The sequence below is a fragment of the Frigoribacterium sp. UYMn621 genome (assembly GCF_040549525.1).
In the GTDB taxonomy this organism is placed as follows: domain Bacteria; phylum Actinomycetota; class Actinomycetes; order Actinomycetales; family Microbacteriaceae; genus Lacisediminihabitans.
Window position 1 is genome coordinate 350,800 of record NZ_JBEPTM010000003.1, and the last position, 14,486, is coordinate 365,285.

Annotated in this window: 16 protein-coding genes; 11 read left to right on the forward strand and 5 right to left on the reverse strand. The window is 67.2% G+C overall.

What is annotated here, in order from left to right; genetic code table 11:
* Position 1: 1 nt before the first annotated feature.
* Genes phnC through ABIB54_RS08055 form a run of 4 tightly spaced genes read left to right on the forward strand, consistent with a single transcriptional unit; the run spans position 2 to position 3,225 of the window.
* Entirely contained in the window at positions 2-784 is a 783-nt protein-coding gene (gene phnC / locus ABIB54_RS08040) for a phosphonate ABC transporter ATP-binding protein (RefSeq protein ID WP_502917104.1), read from the forward strand.
* A complete protein-coding gene (gene phnE, locus ABIB54_RS08045; protein WP_354574992.1) occupies positions 781-1,575 on the forward strand; it encodes a phosphonate ABC transporter, permease protein PhnE in 795 nt (264 codons plus the stop codon). Before phnC ends, phnE (ABIB54_RS08045) begins: the two co-directional genes overlap by 4 nt.
* The gene (gene phnE / locus ABIB54_RS08050; RefSeq protein ID WP_354574993.1) at positions 1,572-2,384 is read left to right on the forward strand and encodes a phosphonate ABC transporter, permease protein PhnE; all 813 of its coding nucleotides are present in this window, start codon (positions 1,572-1,574) and stop codon (positions 2,382-2,384) included. Before phnE (ABIB54_RS08045) ends, phnE (ABIB54_RS08050) begins: the two co-directional genes overlap by 4 nt.
* Positions 2,368-3,225, forward strand: coding sequence for a MurR/RpiR family transcriptional regulator (locus ABIB54_RS08055; RefSeq protein WP_354574994.1), 858 nt, complete (start codon positions 2,368-2,370; stop codon positions 3,223-3,225). Before phnE (ABIB54_RS08050) ends, ABIB54_RS08055 begins: the two co-directional genes overlap by 17 nt.
* Positions 3,226-3,366: 141 nt before the next feature.
* On the opposite strand, the gene ABIB54_RS08060 is transcribed toward ABIB54_RS08055, so the two are convergent.
* On the reverse strand, positions 3,367-4,155 hold the full coding sequence (locus ABIB54_RS08060; RefSeq protein ID WP_354574995.1) for an SDR family NAD(P)-dependent oxidoreductase: 789 nt from the start codon (positions 4,153-4,155) through the stop codon (positions 3,367-3,369).
* Positions 4,156-4,233: 78 nt separating this feature from the next.
* On the opposite strand from ABIB54_RS08060, the gene ABIB54_RS08065 reads away from it, so the two are divergent.
* The 3 genes from ABIB54_RS08065 to ABIB54_RS08075 all read left to right on the forward strand — a co-directional run bounded on the left by ABIB54_RS08065 (position 4,234) and on the right by ABIB54_RS08075 (position 6,205).
* A complete protein-coding gene (locus tag ABIB54_RS08065) occupies positions 4,234-4,830 on the forward strand; it encodes a TetR/AcrR family transcriptional regulator (protein WP_354574996.1) in 597 nt (198 codons plus the stop codon).
* A gap of 93 nt (positions 4,831-4,923) precedes the next feature.
* On the forward strand, positions 4,924-5,523 hold the full coding sequence (locus ABIB54_RS08070; RefSeq protein WP_354574997.1) for an ATP-dependent Clp protease proteolytic subunit: 600 nt from the start codon (positions 4,924-4,926) through the stop codon (positions 5,521-5,523).
* A 16-nt stretch (positions 5,524-5,539) separates the two neighbouring features.
* Positions 5,540-6,205: an ATP-dependent Clp protease proteolytic subunit gene (locus tag ABIB54_RS08075; RefSeq protein WP_354574998.1), complete on the forward strand. Its 666-nt coding sequence runs from the start codon at positions 5,540-5,542 to the stop codon at positions 6,203-6,205.
* Positions 6,206-6,284: 79 nt separating this feature from the next.
* On the opposite strand, the gene ABIB54_RS08080 is transcribed toward ABIB54_RS08075, so the two are convergent.
* From ABIB54_RS08080 to ABIB54_RS08090, 3 genes are all read right to left on the reverse strand, one after another.
* Positions 6,285-6,929, reverse strand: coding sequence for a copper resistance CopC family protein (locus ABIB54_RS08080; protein ID WP_354574999.1), 645 nt, complete (start codon positions 6,927-6,929; stop codon positions 6,285-6,287).
* A gap of 3 nt (positions 6,930-6,932) precedes the next feature.
* Positions 6,933-7,667: a YcnI family copper-binding membrane protein gene (locus tag ABIB54_RS08085; protein WP_354575000.1), complete on the reverse strand. Its 735-nt coding sequence runs from the start codon at positions 7,665-7,667 to the stop codon at positions 6,933-6,935.
* Between the two features lie 106 nt (positions 7,668-7,773).
* On the reverse strand, positions 7,774-8,394 hold the full coding sequence (locus ABIB54_RS08090; RefSeq protein WP_354575001.1) for a hypothetical protein: 621 nt from the start codon (positions 8,392-8,394) through the stop codon (positions 7,774-7,776).
* 233 nt (positions 8,395-8,627) lie between these two features.
* Here ABIB54_RS08090 and clpX point away from each other — a divergent pair, with 233 nt between their 5' ends.
* Positions 8,628-9,905, forward strand: coding sequence for an ATP-dependent Clp protease ATP-binding subunit ClpX (gene clpX, locus ABIB54_RS08095; RefSeq protein WP_354575002.1), 1,278 nt, complete (start codon positions 8,628-8,630; stop codon positions 9,903-9,905).
* 255 nt (positions 9,906-10,160) lie between these two features.
* Positions 10,161-11,303: a benzoate/H(+) symporter BenE family transporter gene (locus tag ABIB54_RS08100; protein ID WP_354575059.1), complete on the forward strand. Its 1,143-nt coding sequence runs from the start codon at positions 10,161-10,163 to the stop codon at positions 11,301-11,303.
* Positions 11,304-11,366: 63 nt separating this feature from the next.
* On the opposite strand, the gene ABIB54_RS08105 is transcribed toward ABIB54_RS08100, so the two are convergent.
* Entirely contained in the window at positions 11,367-13,406 is a 2,040-nt protein-coding gene (locus tag ABIB54_RS08105) for a M3 family metallopeptidase (protein ID WP_354575003.1), read from the reverse strand.
* 99 nt (positions 13,407-13,505) lie between these two features.
* Between ABIB54_RS08105 and ABIB54_RS08110 the strand changes: the two genes are divergently transcribed.
* Both ABIB54_RS08110 and ABIB54_RS08115 read left to right on the forward strand, forming a co-directional pair.
* Complete coding sequence (locus ABIB54_RS08110; protein WP_354575004.1) at positions 13,506-14,123, forward strand: ArsR/SmtB family transcription factor; 618 nt, start codon at positions 13,506-13,508, stop codon at positions 14,121-14,123.
* A gap of 67 nt (positions 14,124-14,190) precedes the next feature.
* Positions 14,191-14,439, forward strand: a complete 249-nt coding sequence (locus tag ABIB54_RS08115) for a hypothetical protein (RefSeq protein WP_354575005.1) — start codon at positions 14,191-14,193, stop codon at positions 14,437-14,439.
* Positions 14,440-14,486: the final 47 nt, after the last annotated feature.

Here is a 14,486-nt window from a genome sequence, read left to right on the forward strand (position 1 = left end):
CATGGGTACCGTGCCGTTCTCCATCCACGCGCGGGATGTCACGGTGCGGTACCCGAACGGCGTCGTGGCGCTCGACGGCATCTCCCTCGATATCGACGCGGGGGAGATGGTGTCGGTCGTCGGGCTCTCCGGCTCGGGCAAGAGCAGCCTCATCCGCACCATCAACGGGCTCGTTCCGGTCACTTCGGGCACTCTCGAGGTGGGAGGGCGTCAGCTCGAGGCCCTGCGCGGGCGGGAGCTGCGGGCGCTTCGCGGCGACATCGGCATGATCTTCCAGGGCTTCAACCTCGCGAAGAGGGCGAGCGTGCTCAACAACGTGCTCGTCGGGCGCCTCGCCCACACCCCGAGTTGGCGCACCTTCCTCGGCGCATACCGGCCGGAGGACAAGCAGATCGCGTATGAGGCACTCGATCGGGTCGGCATCCTCGCCAAGGTCTGGGACCGGGCCTCAACACTCTCCGGCGGCCAGCAGCAGCGCGTCGCGATCGCTCGAGCGCTCTCGCAGCAGCCGCGGCTCGTGCTCGCCGACGAACCGGTGGCGAGCCTCGATCCACCGACGGCCCACGGGGTGATGGGCGACCTGCGCCGCATCAACCAGGAACTCGGCATCACGGTCATCACGAACCTCCACCTCGTGGATCTTGCGCGGCAGTACGGCACCCGGCTCATCGGGCTGCGGGCCGGCGAGGTCGTCTACGACGGTGCCGTAGCGGATGCCACGGACGCGGTGTTCGAGAAGATCTACGGTCGCTCGATCGAGAACAGGGACGTGCTCGGCGCATGAGTGCGCTCGATCTTCCACCACGTCCGCGAGGTCGTTGGAAGCCGTGGGCGGCTCTCGCCGTCATCCTGCTGATCACGGCCATCACGCTCAGTCCCCAGGTCGGTATCTCGTTCAGCCTCGACGCGATCGTGCGCAACTGGCAGAACGGGGCCTCCAAGATCATCGCGCTGCTTCAGCCCGACTGGTCCTTCTTCCCTCGCACGATCCCGCCCCTGCTCGAGACCCTCGAGATGGCGGTGATCGCCACCTTCGTGGCATCCCTCGTCTCATTTCCGCTCAGCCTCTGGGCGGCGCGCCTCACCAATCCGAATCGCTGGACCCGCGGCCTCCTGCGCACCCTGCTCAACGTCGTGCGGTCGATCCCCGACCTGCTCTACGCCTCCGTGCTCGTGGCGATGGTCGGGGTCGGGGCACTTCCCGGCATCATCGCCCTGCTTCTCTTCAACATCGGCATCATCGTGAAGATGGTCTCGGAGAACATCGAGGCGAATGATGCCGGCCCGCTGGAGGCCGGGCGCGCGGCGGGCGGCACCCAGTTTCAGATCAACCGGGCGATCGCGACGGCGGATGCCCTGCCCGCCTTCGTGAACCAGACCCTCTACGTGCTCGAACTCAACGTGCGGGCCTCCACCGTGCTGGGGCTCGTCGGCGCGGGCGGACTCGGGCTGCTCATCGACGCGGTGCGCACGTTCTACCGGTACGACCAGCTGTCCCTCATCATCCTGGAGATCCTCATCGTCGTGATCGTGATCGACACCTCGAGCGACGCGATCCGGAGGCGACTGGTATGAGCGCCTTCACCCTGCCACCCCAGCCGTCGCGACGAGGACGACTGGCGATCGGAATCGTCGTCACCCTGGTGGTCGTCGTCGCCTTCTGGTCGATCAACATCAACTGGGGCAGGCTCGGCAGCCTCCCCGGCGAGATCCTGCGTTACCTCTGGCTGATGTTCTCCGCACCGGACTGGACGAAGCTGCCGGAGGCCCTGCTGCAGACCTGGCGGTCGGTGGAGATGGCCTGGGTCGGCACCGTGCTCGGCCTGGTCATCGCCTTGCCGCTGAGCTTCCTGTCCGCCCGCGGGTTCTCACCGACCCCCGTGCGCTGGGGACTTCGGGTGCTGTTCGGAGTGATCAGAGCGGTGCCGGAGATCATCATCGCGATCGTGATCCTCTCTGTGACCGGTCTCACGCCGCTCACCGGTGCGCTCGCCCTGACCGTCAACAGCATCGGCACCCTCGGCAAGTGGGGCTACGAATCGATCGAGGGCGTGGATCCCGGTCCCATCGAGGCGGTTCGAGCGGCGGGCGGTTCGGGTATCGACGTCATCCGCTGGGGCGTCTGGCCGAGTGTGACCCCAGAATTCATCTCCTTCTGGCTCTACCGTTTCGAGATCAATGTGCGGGCATCCGCCGTTCTCGGACTCATCGGGGTCGGCGGCATCGGCGACATGCTCACGAGCTACACGCAGTACCGCCTCTGGCCGGTGGTCGGAGTGCTGCTCATCGTGGTCGTGGTCGTTACGATGAGCATCGACGCCGTGTCCGGCGCCATCCGCCGCAGGATCACCGAGGGAGCCACCGTTCGTGAGCTGGACCGGTAACGACGACGCCGCGGCGACCACGCGCATCGCGACGGTGCTCAACTCGCTGCAACCCAGCGAACGCCGGGTTGTCGACCACATCATCGGCGACCTCGACGGCGTGGTGGAGATGACCGCGCAGGATCTGGCCGATCGCACGGGAGTCGCCCGCTCCACGGTGATTCGCACCTGCCAGACACTCGGCTATCGCGGCTTCCCGCAACTGCGGGTCGCCCTCACCAGGGAGCTCGCCCAGTCGGGCCAGCCGGAGGACTTCGGCGAGTCGGCGCTCGGCCGGATCCGGGCGGAGATCGCGGCTCTCGCGGCATCCCTTCCCCAGATCGCGAGTGTGCTGAGTGAGGCGGATGTCGAGGCCGCCGTTGTCACGCTGCTGTCGGCGACTCGGCTGCTCGCCCTCGCCAACGGGCTCTCGTCGCCGCTCGCGTCCGACCTGTCGATGCGGCTCACCGCGATCGGGCGTCCAACGGAATTCGTCGCCGACCCCATCGGCCAGCAGATCGCCGCCCGCCAGCTCTCGCCGGCGGATGCCGCGATCATCCTCAGCGGCAGTGGCGCCAACGAATCGAGCCTCAAGGCCGCCCGTGCCGTGAAGCTCACCGGCGCGAAGCTCGTCGTCATCACCTCCTTCGCCACCTCGCCGCTCGGCTCGCTGGCCGATGTCGCCCTCGTGGTCGCCCCGGCCAGCGGGTCGTTCCGCCATGAGCTCGAGCACACCTCGCGAGTGCCCCACGTCATCCTGCTCGAATCCCTCGTGGAGGTGATCGCGGCGCGGCTCGGCGATCGCGCCCGCACCGCGCGCTCGACGGTGCTCACCATCCTCAGCGACAACCTGAGCGACTGACACCGCTCGGGGTGGGCCTCCCGAGATCTCAAAACGCAGGAGATTCGCCACCGGAAGCCCCTTTCGTCGCCATTCGGCCCCTTTCGTGGCGGATCTCCTGCGTTTTGGGAACCCGGGCGGGGGATATCGGGCCCGCCGGGGTCAGGCGCGCGCGGTGATCCGGCCGGTGACGGTGGCGAGACCGCGGCGGGAGAGCAGCCGGGTGAGGATGGTCGTGGCGCGGTTGGCCGCGCCGCTGATGACACTCGGCGGCGGGTTGCGCCGATCCAGCGTCCTGAGGGCAAGTCCCACGACCTGGCTGGGGGTCTGGAAGGCGCCGACCCGGGCATCCGCTCCCGCGACGTCGAAGAATTCGGTCCGGGTAGCGCCCGGGGACAGAGCGAGTACCTTCAGGCCGGAGCCTTTCGACTCGTACCAGAGCGCTTCGGTGAAGCTCAGCACGAATGCCTTGGTCGCTCCGTAGACGGCCATCAACGGCACTGGCTGGTAGGCGCCGGTGCTCGCGATGTTCACGAGGGCACCGCGGCCGGAGGCGAGCAGCCGCGGGTAGAACCGGCGGGTGAGGTCCACAAGTGCGCCGACGTTGAGGTCGATCTCCTCGGCGATACGGGCCGGATCTTCGTGCTCGAAGCGGTTGCGCGTCGCGAAGCCCGCGTTGTTCACGAGGGAGTCGATCGTGAGGCCGAGCGAGTCGATCCGCTCGGCCAGCTGGGTCGCCGCGGCGGGGCGGGAGAGATCCGCGGCGAGGACAGTGACAGCGACGCCGTGCTCCGAGCGCAATTCGGCGGCGAGCGTCTCGAGCCGGTCGAGCCGTCGCGCGACGAGCACGAGGTCGGCTCCGCGGGCGGCGAGCTGGCGGGCGAACTCCTCGCCGAGTCCGGAGCTCGCCCCGGTGATGAGGGCGGTGGTGGTGCGATGGTCGATGGGCACGGGGGACCTTTCTGGATGAACGGGTGTTTACTCATGTAGGTTTACATATGTACACTCGAATGTCCAGTGAGAGAACCGATGACCAAACGCGAGCCGAACGCCCGGGGCGAAGGCGACCAGCTGCGGCGCGATCTCGTGGATGCCGCGAGCCGGCTCCTGCTCAGCCCGCAGTCGATCGCGCTTCCCAGTCTTCGCGCCGTCGCCCGCGCCTGCTCGGTGTCGCCCGCCGCGGTCTATCTTCATTTCGCGTCGCAGCAGGCGCTCATCTCCGCGGTGATCGATGCGCAGCTCGACCGGTTGAGCGAGCACATCCGGGCACGAATGGCCGGCCTCGAAGCGCCATCAGAGCGGCTGGATGCGCTCGCCGCCGGCTACGTGGAATGGGGGCTCGCCCACGCCGGTGGCTACCAGCTGCTGTTCGAGAGCGCCGACCGGCTCGAGATCCCGGAGCACTCCGACGACGATGATCGCTGGGATCTCATCCACAATGCCGCCGCGCTCGTGATCGCGGCCGGCGGGATCGGGCCGGACGAGGCATCCGTCGTCGCGTTCCGGCTCTGGGCCGCCCTGCACGGGATCGTGTCGCTGCGTCTCCACAAGTCCGACGTTCTCTGGCCGACCACGGTCGAGCACGAGACACGCCTCGTCGTCGCGCGACTGTCGCGCGGCGACTGACGCCGCGCGCTCTGCCCACGGCGAACACGGCAGTTTCGTCCCCGAGCCTCCGATAGATTCGTCACCAGCGACAAACTGAAATGGAGCGCAACAATGGCCCAACCGGCATTGGTCTCGAGCATCTTCGACCAACTCCTCAAGGACCGCATCATCTGGCTTGGCTCAGAGGTGCGTGACGACAACGCCAACGAGATCTGCGCGAAGATCCTGCTGCTGGCGGCGGAGGACCCGAAGCGTGACATCTTCCTCTACATCAACTCGCCCGGTGGATCGATCACCGCAGGCATGGCGATCTACGACACGATGAAGTTCGTGCCGAACGACATCGTCACCGTGGGCATCGGCATGGCGGCCTCGATGGGGCAGTTCCTGCTCTCCTCGGGCACCAAGGGCAAGCGGTACATCACCCCGAATGCGCGAGTGCTGTTGCACCAGCCGTCCGGTGGATTCGGTGGAACCTCCGCCGACATCCAGACGCAGGCCAACCTCATCCTCGACATGAAGAAGCGGATGGCGGAGCTCACCGCAGAACAGACGGGCAAGACGCCCGAGCAGATCATCATCGACGGCGACCGGGACAACTGGTTCACCGCACAGCAGGCCCTCGAGTACGGCTTCGTCGACCACCTGCGGGAGTTCGCCTCCGAGGTCATCGGCGGCGGCGGCACCGACGAGTCCGTTACCAAGAAGTAGAGACAGGCACAGAGACATGGAATTCAACAACAACATGCCGACCGGGCTCGCCGGCCCGACGGCCGAGGCCCGCTACATCCTCCCCACCTTCGAGGAGCGCACGGCCTACGGCTACAAGCGCCAGGACCCCTACGCGAAGCTCTTCGAGGACCGCATCATCTTCCTCGGTGTGCAGATCGACGACGCCTCGGCCGATGACGTGATGGCCCAGCTGCTCGTGCTCGAGAGCCAGGACCCCGACCGCGACATCGTGATGTACATCAACTCACCCGGTGGCTCGTTCACCGCGATGACGGCGATCTACGACACGATGCAGTACGTGCGCCCGCAGATCCAGACCGTGGTGCTCGGCCAGGCGGCGTCTGCCGCCGCGGTCATCCTCGCGGCCGGAACCCCGGGAAAGCGCCTCGCGCTGCCGAACGCCCGCATCCTGATCCACCAGCCGTCCACGGGCGACTCCGGTCGTGGCCAGGCTTCGGACATCGAGATCCAGGCCCGCGAGATCCTTCGCATGCGTTCCTGGCTCGAGGAGACGCTGTCGCGTCACTCGAACCGCACCATGGAGCAGGTCAACAAGGACATCGACCGCGACAACATCCTGAGCGGAGAAGAGGCGCTGGCTTACGGCCTCGTCGACCAGGTGCTGACCTCGCGCAAGAACATCCCGGCGATCACCAAGTAGGCATCGCCCCGCAGGACAGGCGTCACACCACGAAGGGCCCGGAGAAATCCGGGCCCTTCGTGGTGTGCCGCCTGTACCGCTAGGCGCTGGGCTCCTTCTGTCGACCCGTGCTCTTTCGACCCGTGGCCACGAGGGTGACGATCACCGCTGCGGCCACCGCGAGGAACGCGCCACCCACCCACAGCACGGTACTCAATGTGCCGGTGTCGACCGTGGCCGCTCCGGTGGTGCCGGATCCCGCCGCGGGCTTGGTGTTCACCGAGGCGGTGCCGTTGCAGTCCGGCACTGCCGCGGCGCCGGGTGAGGGCGTGAAACCGACGGGTGGCTGCCAGGTGAACCCATAACTGTCCGACACGGTGTGGCCATCGGTCGAGACTGCCTGCCAGGTCACGGTGTAGGTGCCGGCTGCGCCGAGGGATGCTGCCGTAGACATCTCCGGCCCCTCGACGCTCACGCACCCGTCGCCGTAGTACTTTCCGGCGCTGTCCGTCACCTGCAGGCCGAAGCCCGCGCCGTTGCCGTCGATGTTCAGCAGGATGTCGTTGGTCGTGATCACGAAATCCTTCGGCAGCGCGGTGAGCGTCTCACCTGCCTTCGGAGTGGATGACACCAGGTAGTTGTGCGCCTGGGCCGGGGTGACCGCGCCGACAACGGGCACCGCCGCTCCCAGCATCGCCGCGAGTGCGACGAGCATCACCAGGGGGAGCCGGGAGCGACGTGCCATGGTTTAGACCGTACCCTTGCGTCGCAGGGTGACGACGGAGAGCACCACAGCCACCGCCCCGACGACGAGGCCGCCGATGCCGAGCACGCGAGCGAGAGTGTCGCTCGACGATGCCGATGACGATGCCGATGACGATGATGCGGCCGTGGTTGCCGCATCGTGCGATGCCGGCGGAGCCGAGACGGCATCCGCATCGTGCTCGGCCACCGGCTTGTCATTCACGAAGAGCACGGGGGACGGGAGGTCCGCGCCCTCAGCGGTTCCGGCCCACTTGACCACCGATCCGTCGCTGTACGTCTGCAGCGTGTTGAGCACGATCTTGCCGGTGTCGGGCACGGCCCCGACGGAGAGCGTGAACTCGCGGATCTCCCGCGGCTTGATCTCCGAACCGGGTTGCGCGGTCCAGATGACCTTCGTGACGGCCTCGGTGATCGTCGTCTTAGCCACCTTCACCGGCTTCGGAAGAGTTTCGGTCACCAACTCGGTGTCCCACCCGGGCACCGCCAGGTAACTCACGCTCGGGAATGGTGTCGCGGCCGGGATATCGACCTCGACCTTCGTCGTCGCCGCGGTCGCGGATTCCGTCGGCACGCGGAACGTGATGTCCGCATAGGTTCCCGCGGCGGCAGTGTTGGGCGTCACTTCCACGTGTGCGCTGGCGGCCAGCGGCGCGGCGAGGGCGAGCAGCGCTCCGGCGCCGACGGCGACGGTCGCGGAGATCAGGGTTCTCTTGTTCATGTCATTCCTTGGGTTCGTGACACCCGAATCCGCCGGAGCATCGCTCACGGGAAGTTCGGAACGGGCATCGAAAATGGTGGCCGCGCGGGCTGTGCCCGGCGGAAATTCAGAGACTGGCTGCGATTGCCGGTGGTCCGCGGTGTCGGTGGATCGAGAAGACGAGCGCGCGGGGAGTCGCCACGACATCCCGTGCCGCGCCGAGTGATCGGATGCCGGTCGGCGTCTCGACCGGCAGCACGGCATCCACGATTCGTGAGATGCAGAGCCGGGCGAGCCGCGCCAACGCCCAGAAGGCCCGCTCCCCGGAACTCAGGGCCGCGATGGTGACGATCGAGCCGATCGCGTGACCGATCCACATCGCCACGTCGGCATCCGCACTCATCGTGGGGCTCGCGGATGTCGCGGAGCCGAGTTGCAGCACCATCGCGTCGCCGTGCTGCATGCCCGCTCCGGCCGGGGCCGTGCCACCGAGCGGAGCATCCGCGAGCAGGCTGAAGAGCCCGTGGAAGAGCAGTTGGCTCAGGCCGACGGCGATCGTGAGGCGAAGCAGCGACAGGGTCTTGCCGGCAAGCAGCACGCAGACGACGCCGGAGAAGGCGAGGCACAGGGCGAGGCCGGCTGTGGCCGGCAGCGTTCCACCGGCGAGGGCATGGGAGCACGCGGCGACACAGAGCGACACGATCGCAGCGATCCATCCGCGGGCGAATCGCGCCCATCTGGTGGTCATTCCTGCTCCCGGTCCGTCTGCCGTTCGGCTCCCGACAAGTCTAGATCGGCGGTGACACCCCCACGAACGAGGCGGCTCGCCGATGCCGAATTGCGTCATGGTGCGAACAGTGTCGTCTACTCGCGTTAGGCTCTGTATCTGACCCGCGGTCGTGTCAGACAACCCGCTGATTGCAGGGCTGCAGTCCCAGACAGCGGGGCACAGCACAGGCCGAGACCAGGAGGAGGCCGAGCATGGCTCGAATAGGTGAGAGCGCCGATCTGCTCAAGTGTTCCTTCTGTGGCAAGAGCCAGAAGCAGGTTCAGCAACTGATCGCCGGTCCGGGCGTGTACATCTGCGACGAGTGCGTCGAGCTGTGCAACGAGATCATTGAGGAGCGCCTGGCCGAAGCCGGCGAGGAGTCCTCCAGCGAGTTCGAGCTTCCGAAGCCCCGCGAGATCTTCAACTTCCTCGAGGAATACGTGATCGGGCAGGAGGCCGCGAAGAAGGCGCTCTCGGTCGCCGTCTACAACCACTACAAGCGCATCCGCTCCCGCAACACGATCACCTCGGCGGATGCGGTGATCGACGATGTGGAGATCGCCAAGTCGAACATCCTGCTCATCGGTCCGACCGGTTGCGGCAAGACCTACTTGGCCCAGACTCTCGCGAAGCGACTCAATGTGCCCTTCGCCGTTGCGGATGCGACGGCGCTGACCGAGGCCGGCTACGTCGGCGAAGACGTGGAGAACATCCTCCTCAAGCTGATCCAGGCTGCGGACTACGACGTGAAGCGCGCAGAGACCGGCATCATCTACATCGACGAGATCGACAAGATCGCCCGCAAGGCCGAGAACCCGTCCATCACGCGGGATGTCTCTGGCGAGGGCGTGCAGCAGGCCCTGCTCAAGATTCTCGAGGGCACGGTCGCCTCCGTTCCGCCACAGGGTGGCCGCAAGCATCCGCACCAGGAGTTCATCCAGGTCGACACCACCAACGTGCTCTTCATCGTGGCCGGCGCGTTCGCCGGGCTCGAGGAGATCATCTCCCAGCGCGCGGGCAAGAAGGGAATCGGCTTCGGCGCCCCGCTGCACAGCAAGGGCGACGATGTGAACCTGTTCGGCGAGGTGCTGCCGGAAGACCTGCACAAGTTCGGACTCATTCCCGAATTCATCGGCCGCCTCCCCGTTGTCGCGACAGTGACGCCGCTCGACCAGGTCGCGCTGATGGAGATCCTCACCAAGCCGAAGAACGCCCTGGTGCGCCAGTACCAGCGCATGTTCGACCTCGATGGCGTGATCCTCGATTTCGAGCAGGATGCCCTCGAAGCCATCGCCGACCTCGCCGTGCTGCGCCAGACCGGCGCTCGCGGCCTGCGCTCGATCATGGAAGAGGTGCTCGGGCCGATCATGTTCGACGTGCCGTCGAACGACGACATCGCCCGCGTGATCGTGACGAAGGCGGCGGTGCTCGAGAACGCGCTGCCGACGATCGTGAACCACAAGGCGCCACGCCAGGAGAAGTCGGCCTGATCCGATCGCGGTCGCTCGCCTCGGCCCACACACCGGGCGTCCACGGACACTCCGGACCGGCGCGCTCGCCCCGGTAGTCCGCGAACGCCCGGGGAGTGCCGCACTGCGTTGCCGGGCCACCGCACACCGCTCGCCAGCCACGGGCCACGGGTGCGGGATTGGCCGGGGACGCCGGCTCGCGCGCGCCCCTAGGCTGGGGGCATCATCCCCGACGAGAGAGCCCGATAGCCCATAGTCCAGCCGATCATCGCGGGGATCGTCGCCGCCATCACCGGGTTCTCGAGCTCGTTCGCCATCGTGCTCGCGGGGCTCGCCGCCGTCGGGGCCACCGAATCGCAATCGGCCTCGGGCCTGCTGGCGATCTGTGTCGTGCAGGGGCTGCTCTCGATCGTGCTGAGCGCCGTCTACCGCGTTCCGGTGAAGTTCGCCTGGAGCACCCCGGGGGCCGCGCTGCTCGTCGCGACGGCGGGCGTGACCGGGCGGTTCGCCGAGGCGATCGCGGCCTTCATCGTCGCGGCGACCCTCATCGTGCTGGTCGGACTCTGGCCGGCCCTGGAGAGGCTCATCGGGCGGATCCCACGACCCGTATCCAGCGCCATGCTCGCCGGCATCCTGCTGCCGCTCTGCCTTGCCCCGGTGAAGGCCGCCGTCGCGATCCCGCTGCTCGCGATCCCGGTAATCCTGGTCTGGCTCCTGCTGTACCGGCTGTCCCCGCGCTGGGCGGTGCCCGCGGCGATAGTGCTGGCCGGGATTCTGCTCGCGGTCACCGCGGGGGACGGATGGCTCGCCGGTGCGCACCTCGCGCCGCAACTCGTCTTCGTGGCGCCGGTCTTCGATCCTCTCGTCGTCGTGAGTCTCGCGATCCCGCTGTTCATCGTCACGATGGCCGGACAGAACATTCCGGGCGCCGCCATTCTCAACAACTTCGGCTATCGTGCGCCGGTGCGCTCGGCGCTCGTCTCATCGGGGGTGATGTCCGGCGTCGGGGCACTCTTCGGGGGGATCACCGTCAACTTCGCGGCGCTCACGCAGGCGCTGACGGCCGGTCCGGAGGCATCCCCCGACCGGACGAAGCGCTGGATCGCTCCCGTCGCGGCCGGGGTCACCTACATCGCGCTCGGCATGCTCGCCGGGGTCGCGACGGCTTTCGTTTCCGCGTCGCCGCCCCTGCTGATCGAGGCTGTGGCGGGGCTCGCGCTGCTCAGCGCGCTGATCGGTGCGGTCGTGGCTGCGGTGGAGGATGCGGCACACCGACTCGCGGCGATCCTCACCTTCCTGGTGACGGCATCCGGGATCGTCGTCGGGGGAGTCGGATCGGCCTTCTGGGGACTGCTGGTGGGGGCACTGGTGCTGCTCTGGCTGGGCTGGCGCAGAAGAGAGGCATCACCGCGCGCGTGAGTGACACCCGCGCTCTAACGTTCGGGCGCGGGCGCCCCTCTGGCGCGTTGTGGCTCTCTCGCCTCAGGCGCCGAGCAGGCCCCGGCGCTTCAGCAGAGGCTCGATCACGGCATCGCGACCGCGGAAGTCGCGGTAGGCCTCGAGCGGATCCTTCGATCCGCCGACACCGAGCAGCCGGTCGCGGAAGCGGTCGCCGTTCGCCCGCGTGAGTCCGCCGTTCTCGGTGAACCAGTCGACGGTGTCGGCATCCAGCACCTCGCTCCAGATGTAGGAGTAGTAACCCGCGTCGTAGCCGCCGGAGAAGGTGTGGGCGAAGTACGCGCTCGAATACCGGGTGGGTACGGCCGGGTTGTCGAGACCCGCGGCCGCGAGAGCCTCGGCCTCGAACTCGGCGACATCGTCGACGGTATCGTCCGCCGAGAGTCGGTGCCAGGCCTGGTCGAGCATCGCCGCGGCGAGATACTCGCTGGTCTTGAAACCCTCGTTGAAGGCGGACGACGCCTGGATCTTCTCCACGAACGCCGCAGGCATCGGCTCACCGGTCTGGTAGTGCACGGCGTAGTTCGCCAGGATCTCGGGCCAGAGCATCCACATCTCGTTCACCTGGCTCGGGAACTCCACGAAGTCGCGGAACACGTTGGTACCGGCGAACTTGGGGTAGGTCACCCGCGCGAACAACCCGTGAAGGGCGTGCCCGAACTCGTGGAAGAAGGTGTTCACCTCGTCGTAGGTGAGCAGGGTGGGTTCTCCCGCGGCGGGTTTCGGAACGTTGAGGTTGTTCACCACTGTCACCGGCTGGTCGAGCAGGGCATTCTGGGAGATGAGCGGGTTCATCCACGCGCCGCCGCGCTTCGAGTCGCGGGTGTAGAGGTCGAGCACGTACAGACCCACGGGGGTGCCGTCGTCGTTGTGCACCTCGAAGACGCGGGCGTCCGGATGGTACGCCTGGAGGTCTTCTCGCTCGGTGAAGGTCACCCCGTAGACCTGGTTCGCGGCGAAGAACACGCCGTCCTGCAGCACCCGCTCGGCTTCGAAGTAGGGACGCATCTGCGCGGTGTCCACGTCGTACGTGGCGATACGCACCTTCTCGGTGTAGAACGCCCAGTCGGCGGCCGTGATCGGCGCGCCATCCGTCACCTGGAGCTGCAGGTCGTCCTGCTCGGCGCGGGCGTTGCGGGCCGCAACGGGCGCGAGTCGTCCGAGCATCGCGGCGACGGCCTCGGGGGTCTTCGCGGTCTCGTCGGCGGTCACGTAGGCGGCGTGGTTTCCGAAGCCGAGCAGTCTCGCCCGCTGGGCACGCAGGTGGGTGATCTCGAGCACCAGCTCGCGGTTGTCGTTGGCACCTAGGCGGCTGCCGCGCGCGCGGGAGGCTTCCATGATCCGCGCCCGCACGGCCGGCTTGGTGAGGGCATCGAGGTAGGGATGACCGGTCGGCAGCACCAGGGTGACGAGGTACTTGCCCTCGAGGCCGCGGTCCTTTGCGGCTTCCGCTGCCGCGGAGATCTCGCCGGCCTCGAGGCCATCGAGGTCTGCGAGATCGTCGATCACGACGGCCAGCTCGTTGGTGTCGGCCAAGAGATTCTTCTCGAAGCGGGTCGTGAGGGTCGAGAGCTTCTGATTGAACTCGCGCAGCTTCGCCTTCTCGGCCTCGTCGAGCCCGGCACCGGCAAGGGTGAACTCGGCGTAGTACCGCTCCACCAGGTACCGGGATTCGGGGTCGAGATCGAGCTGCTCGAGTTGGTCGTGCAGGGTCTTGATGCGCCAGTACAGCTGCGCATCCAGCCTGATGGCGTCGGAGTGGGCCGCGAGCAGGGGAGCGATCTCTTCTTCGAGGTCGTTCGTGAAGTCGGTGCTGTCGGCCGAACTCTTGTTGAAGAAGACCGTTGCGACGCGTTCGAGGGTCTGGCCGGACTTCTCGAGGGCGATCATCGTGTTCTCGAATGTCGGCATGTCGCGGCGACTGGTGATGGCGGAGATCTCGGCGAGCTGCTCCTCGAAGCCGCGCTCGAAGGCCGGGCGGTAGTGGTCATCGGTGATGTCCGCGAAGGGCGGGAGACCGTAGGGGAGGGTGCTGGGCGCGAAGAAGGGATTCTGTTCAACCATGCCTCCAGCCTAGGGTGGCGGAGTGCAAAGGAACAATTGCAAAGAAACTCTTGCAAAGAAAGTCTTGCAAAGAAAGCTTTGCACTGGTAACTTCTCCCCATGGACGAACACGAACAGGAGCGGAGCATCCCCGAGCGGCGGGAGATCGACCTCGACTCGCTCAAGGGACTCGCTCATCCCTTGAGGGTGCGAATCGTCGACGTGCTGTCGACCCACGGCAGCCTCACCGCGAGTGGGCTGGCCGAGCGTTTAGGGGAGTCGAGCGGTGCGACCAGCTACCACCTTCGCCAGCTCGAGCGGCATGGTTTCGTGCGTGAGGTCACGGGCAAGGGCACCGGTCGGGAGCGTTGGTGGGAGCGGGTGCCCGGAGGCATCACGATCTCGGACCGTGCCATCACCGACACGCCCACCGGGCGTGCGGCCTCGAGCCTGGTGCTCACGCAGTGGGAGCGCAATCGGTCGCAACTGGTGCTCGACTTCGCCCACCGCGGCTGGGAGGTCCTTCCACACGAATGGACCGATCCGACCGTCTTCAGCTCCTCGAACCTGCGGCTCACCGCGGACCAGCTGGCGGAGGTCAGCGGCGCAATAGAGCGATGTCTCGAGGACATCGTCGAGAGATTCCGCGGAAAGGATGCGCCGGGCGCACGCCCCGTGCTCATCCACTTCGATGCTTTCCCGATCGTCGACGGTGTGGCAACACCACCGGAAGACTGACCGGATTTCGGCCCCGAAAATGTCGGTGGCCGAGCCTAGATTTGCTCTGACGAGGAGGTGAAAAACAATGACATCAGCAGTCGCACTCCAGCACTCCAGCGCGCTTCCCTCCGCCCGTCGCGGCTCTCGCCGCGCGCAGCCCCGAGGCTTCGACCGGTTCGTGATCCGGGTCAGCGTGGCGATGCTCCGGTGGGCGCGCACACGCGCGGACCGCTCGATCGTGCCCCATGACGAGGCCGTGCTGCGAAACCGCAACGCCCTCGATCGCGACGCGCGCGAGACGGCGTCCCCGCTCGGCCCGATTCGACTCGTCTAGGAGCGACGCCCCCGCACAGCGACTTCTCCGCCGAGAGCCGGTCTCGT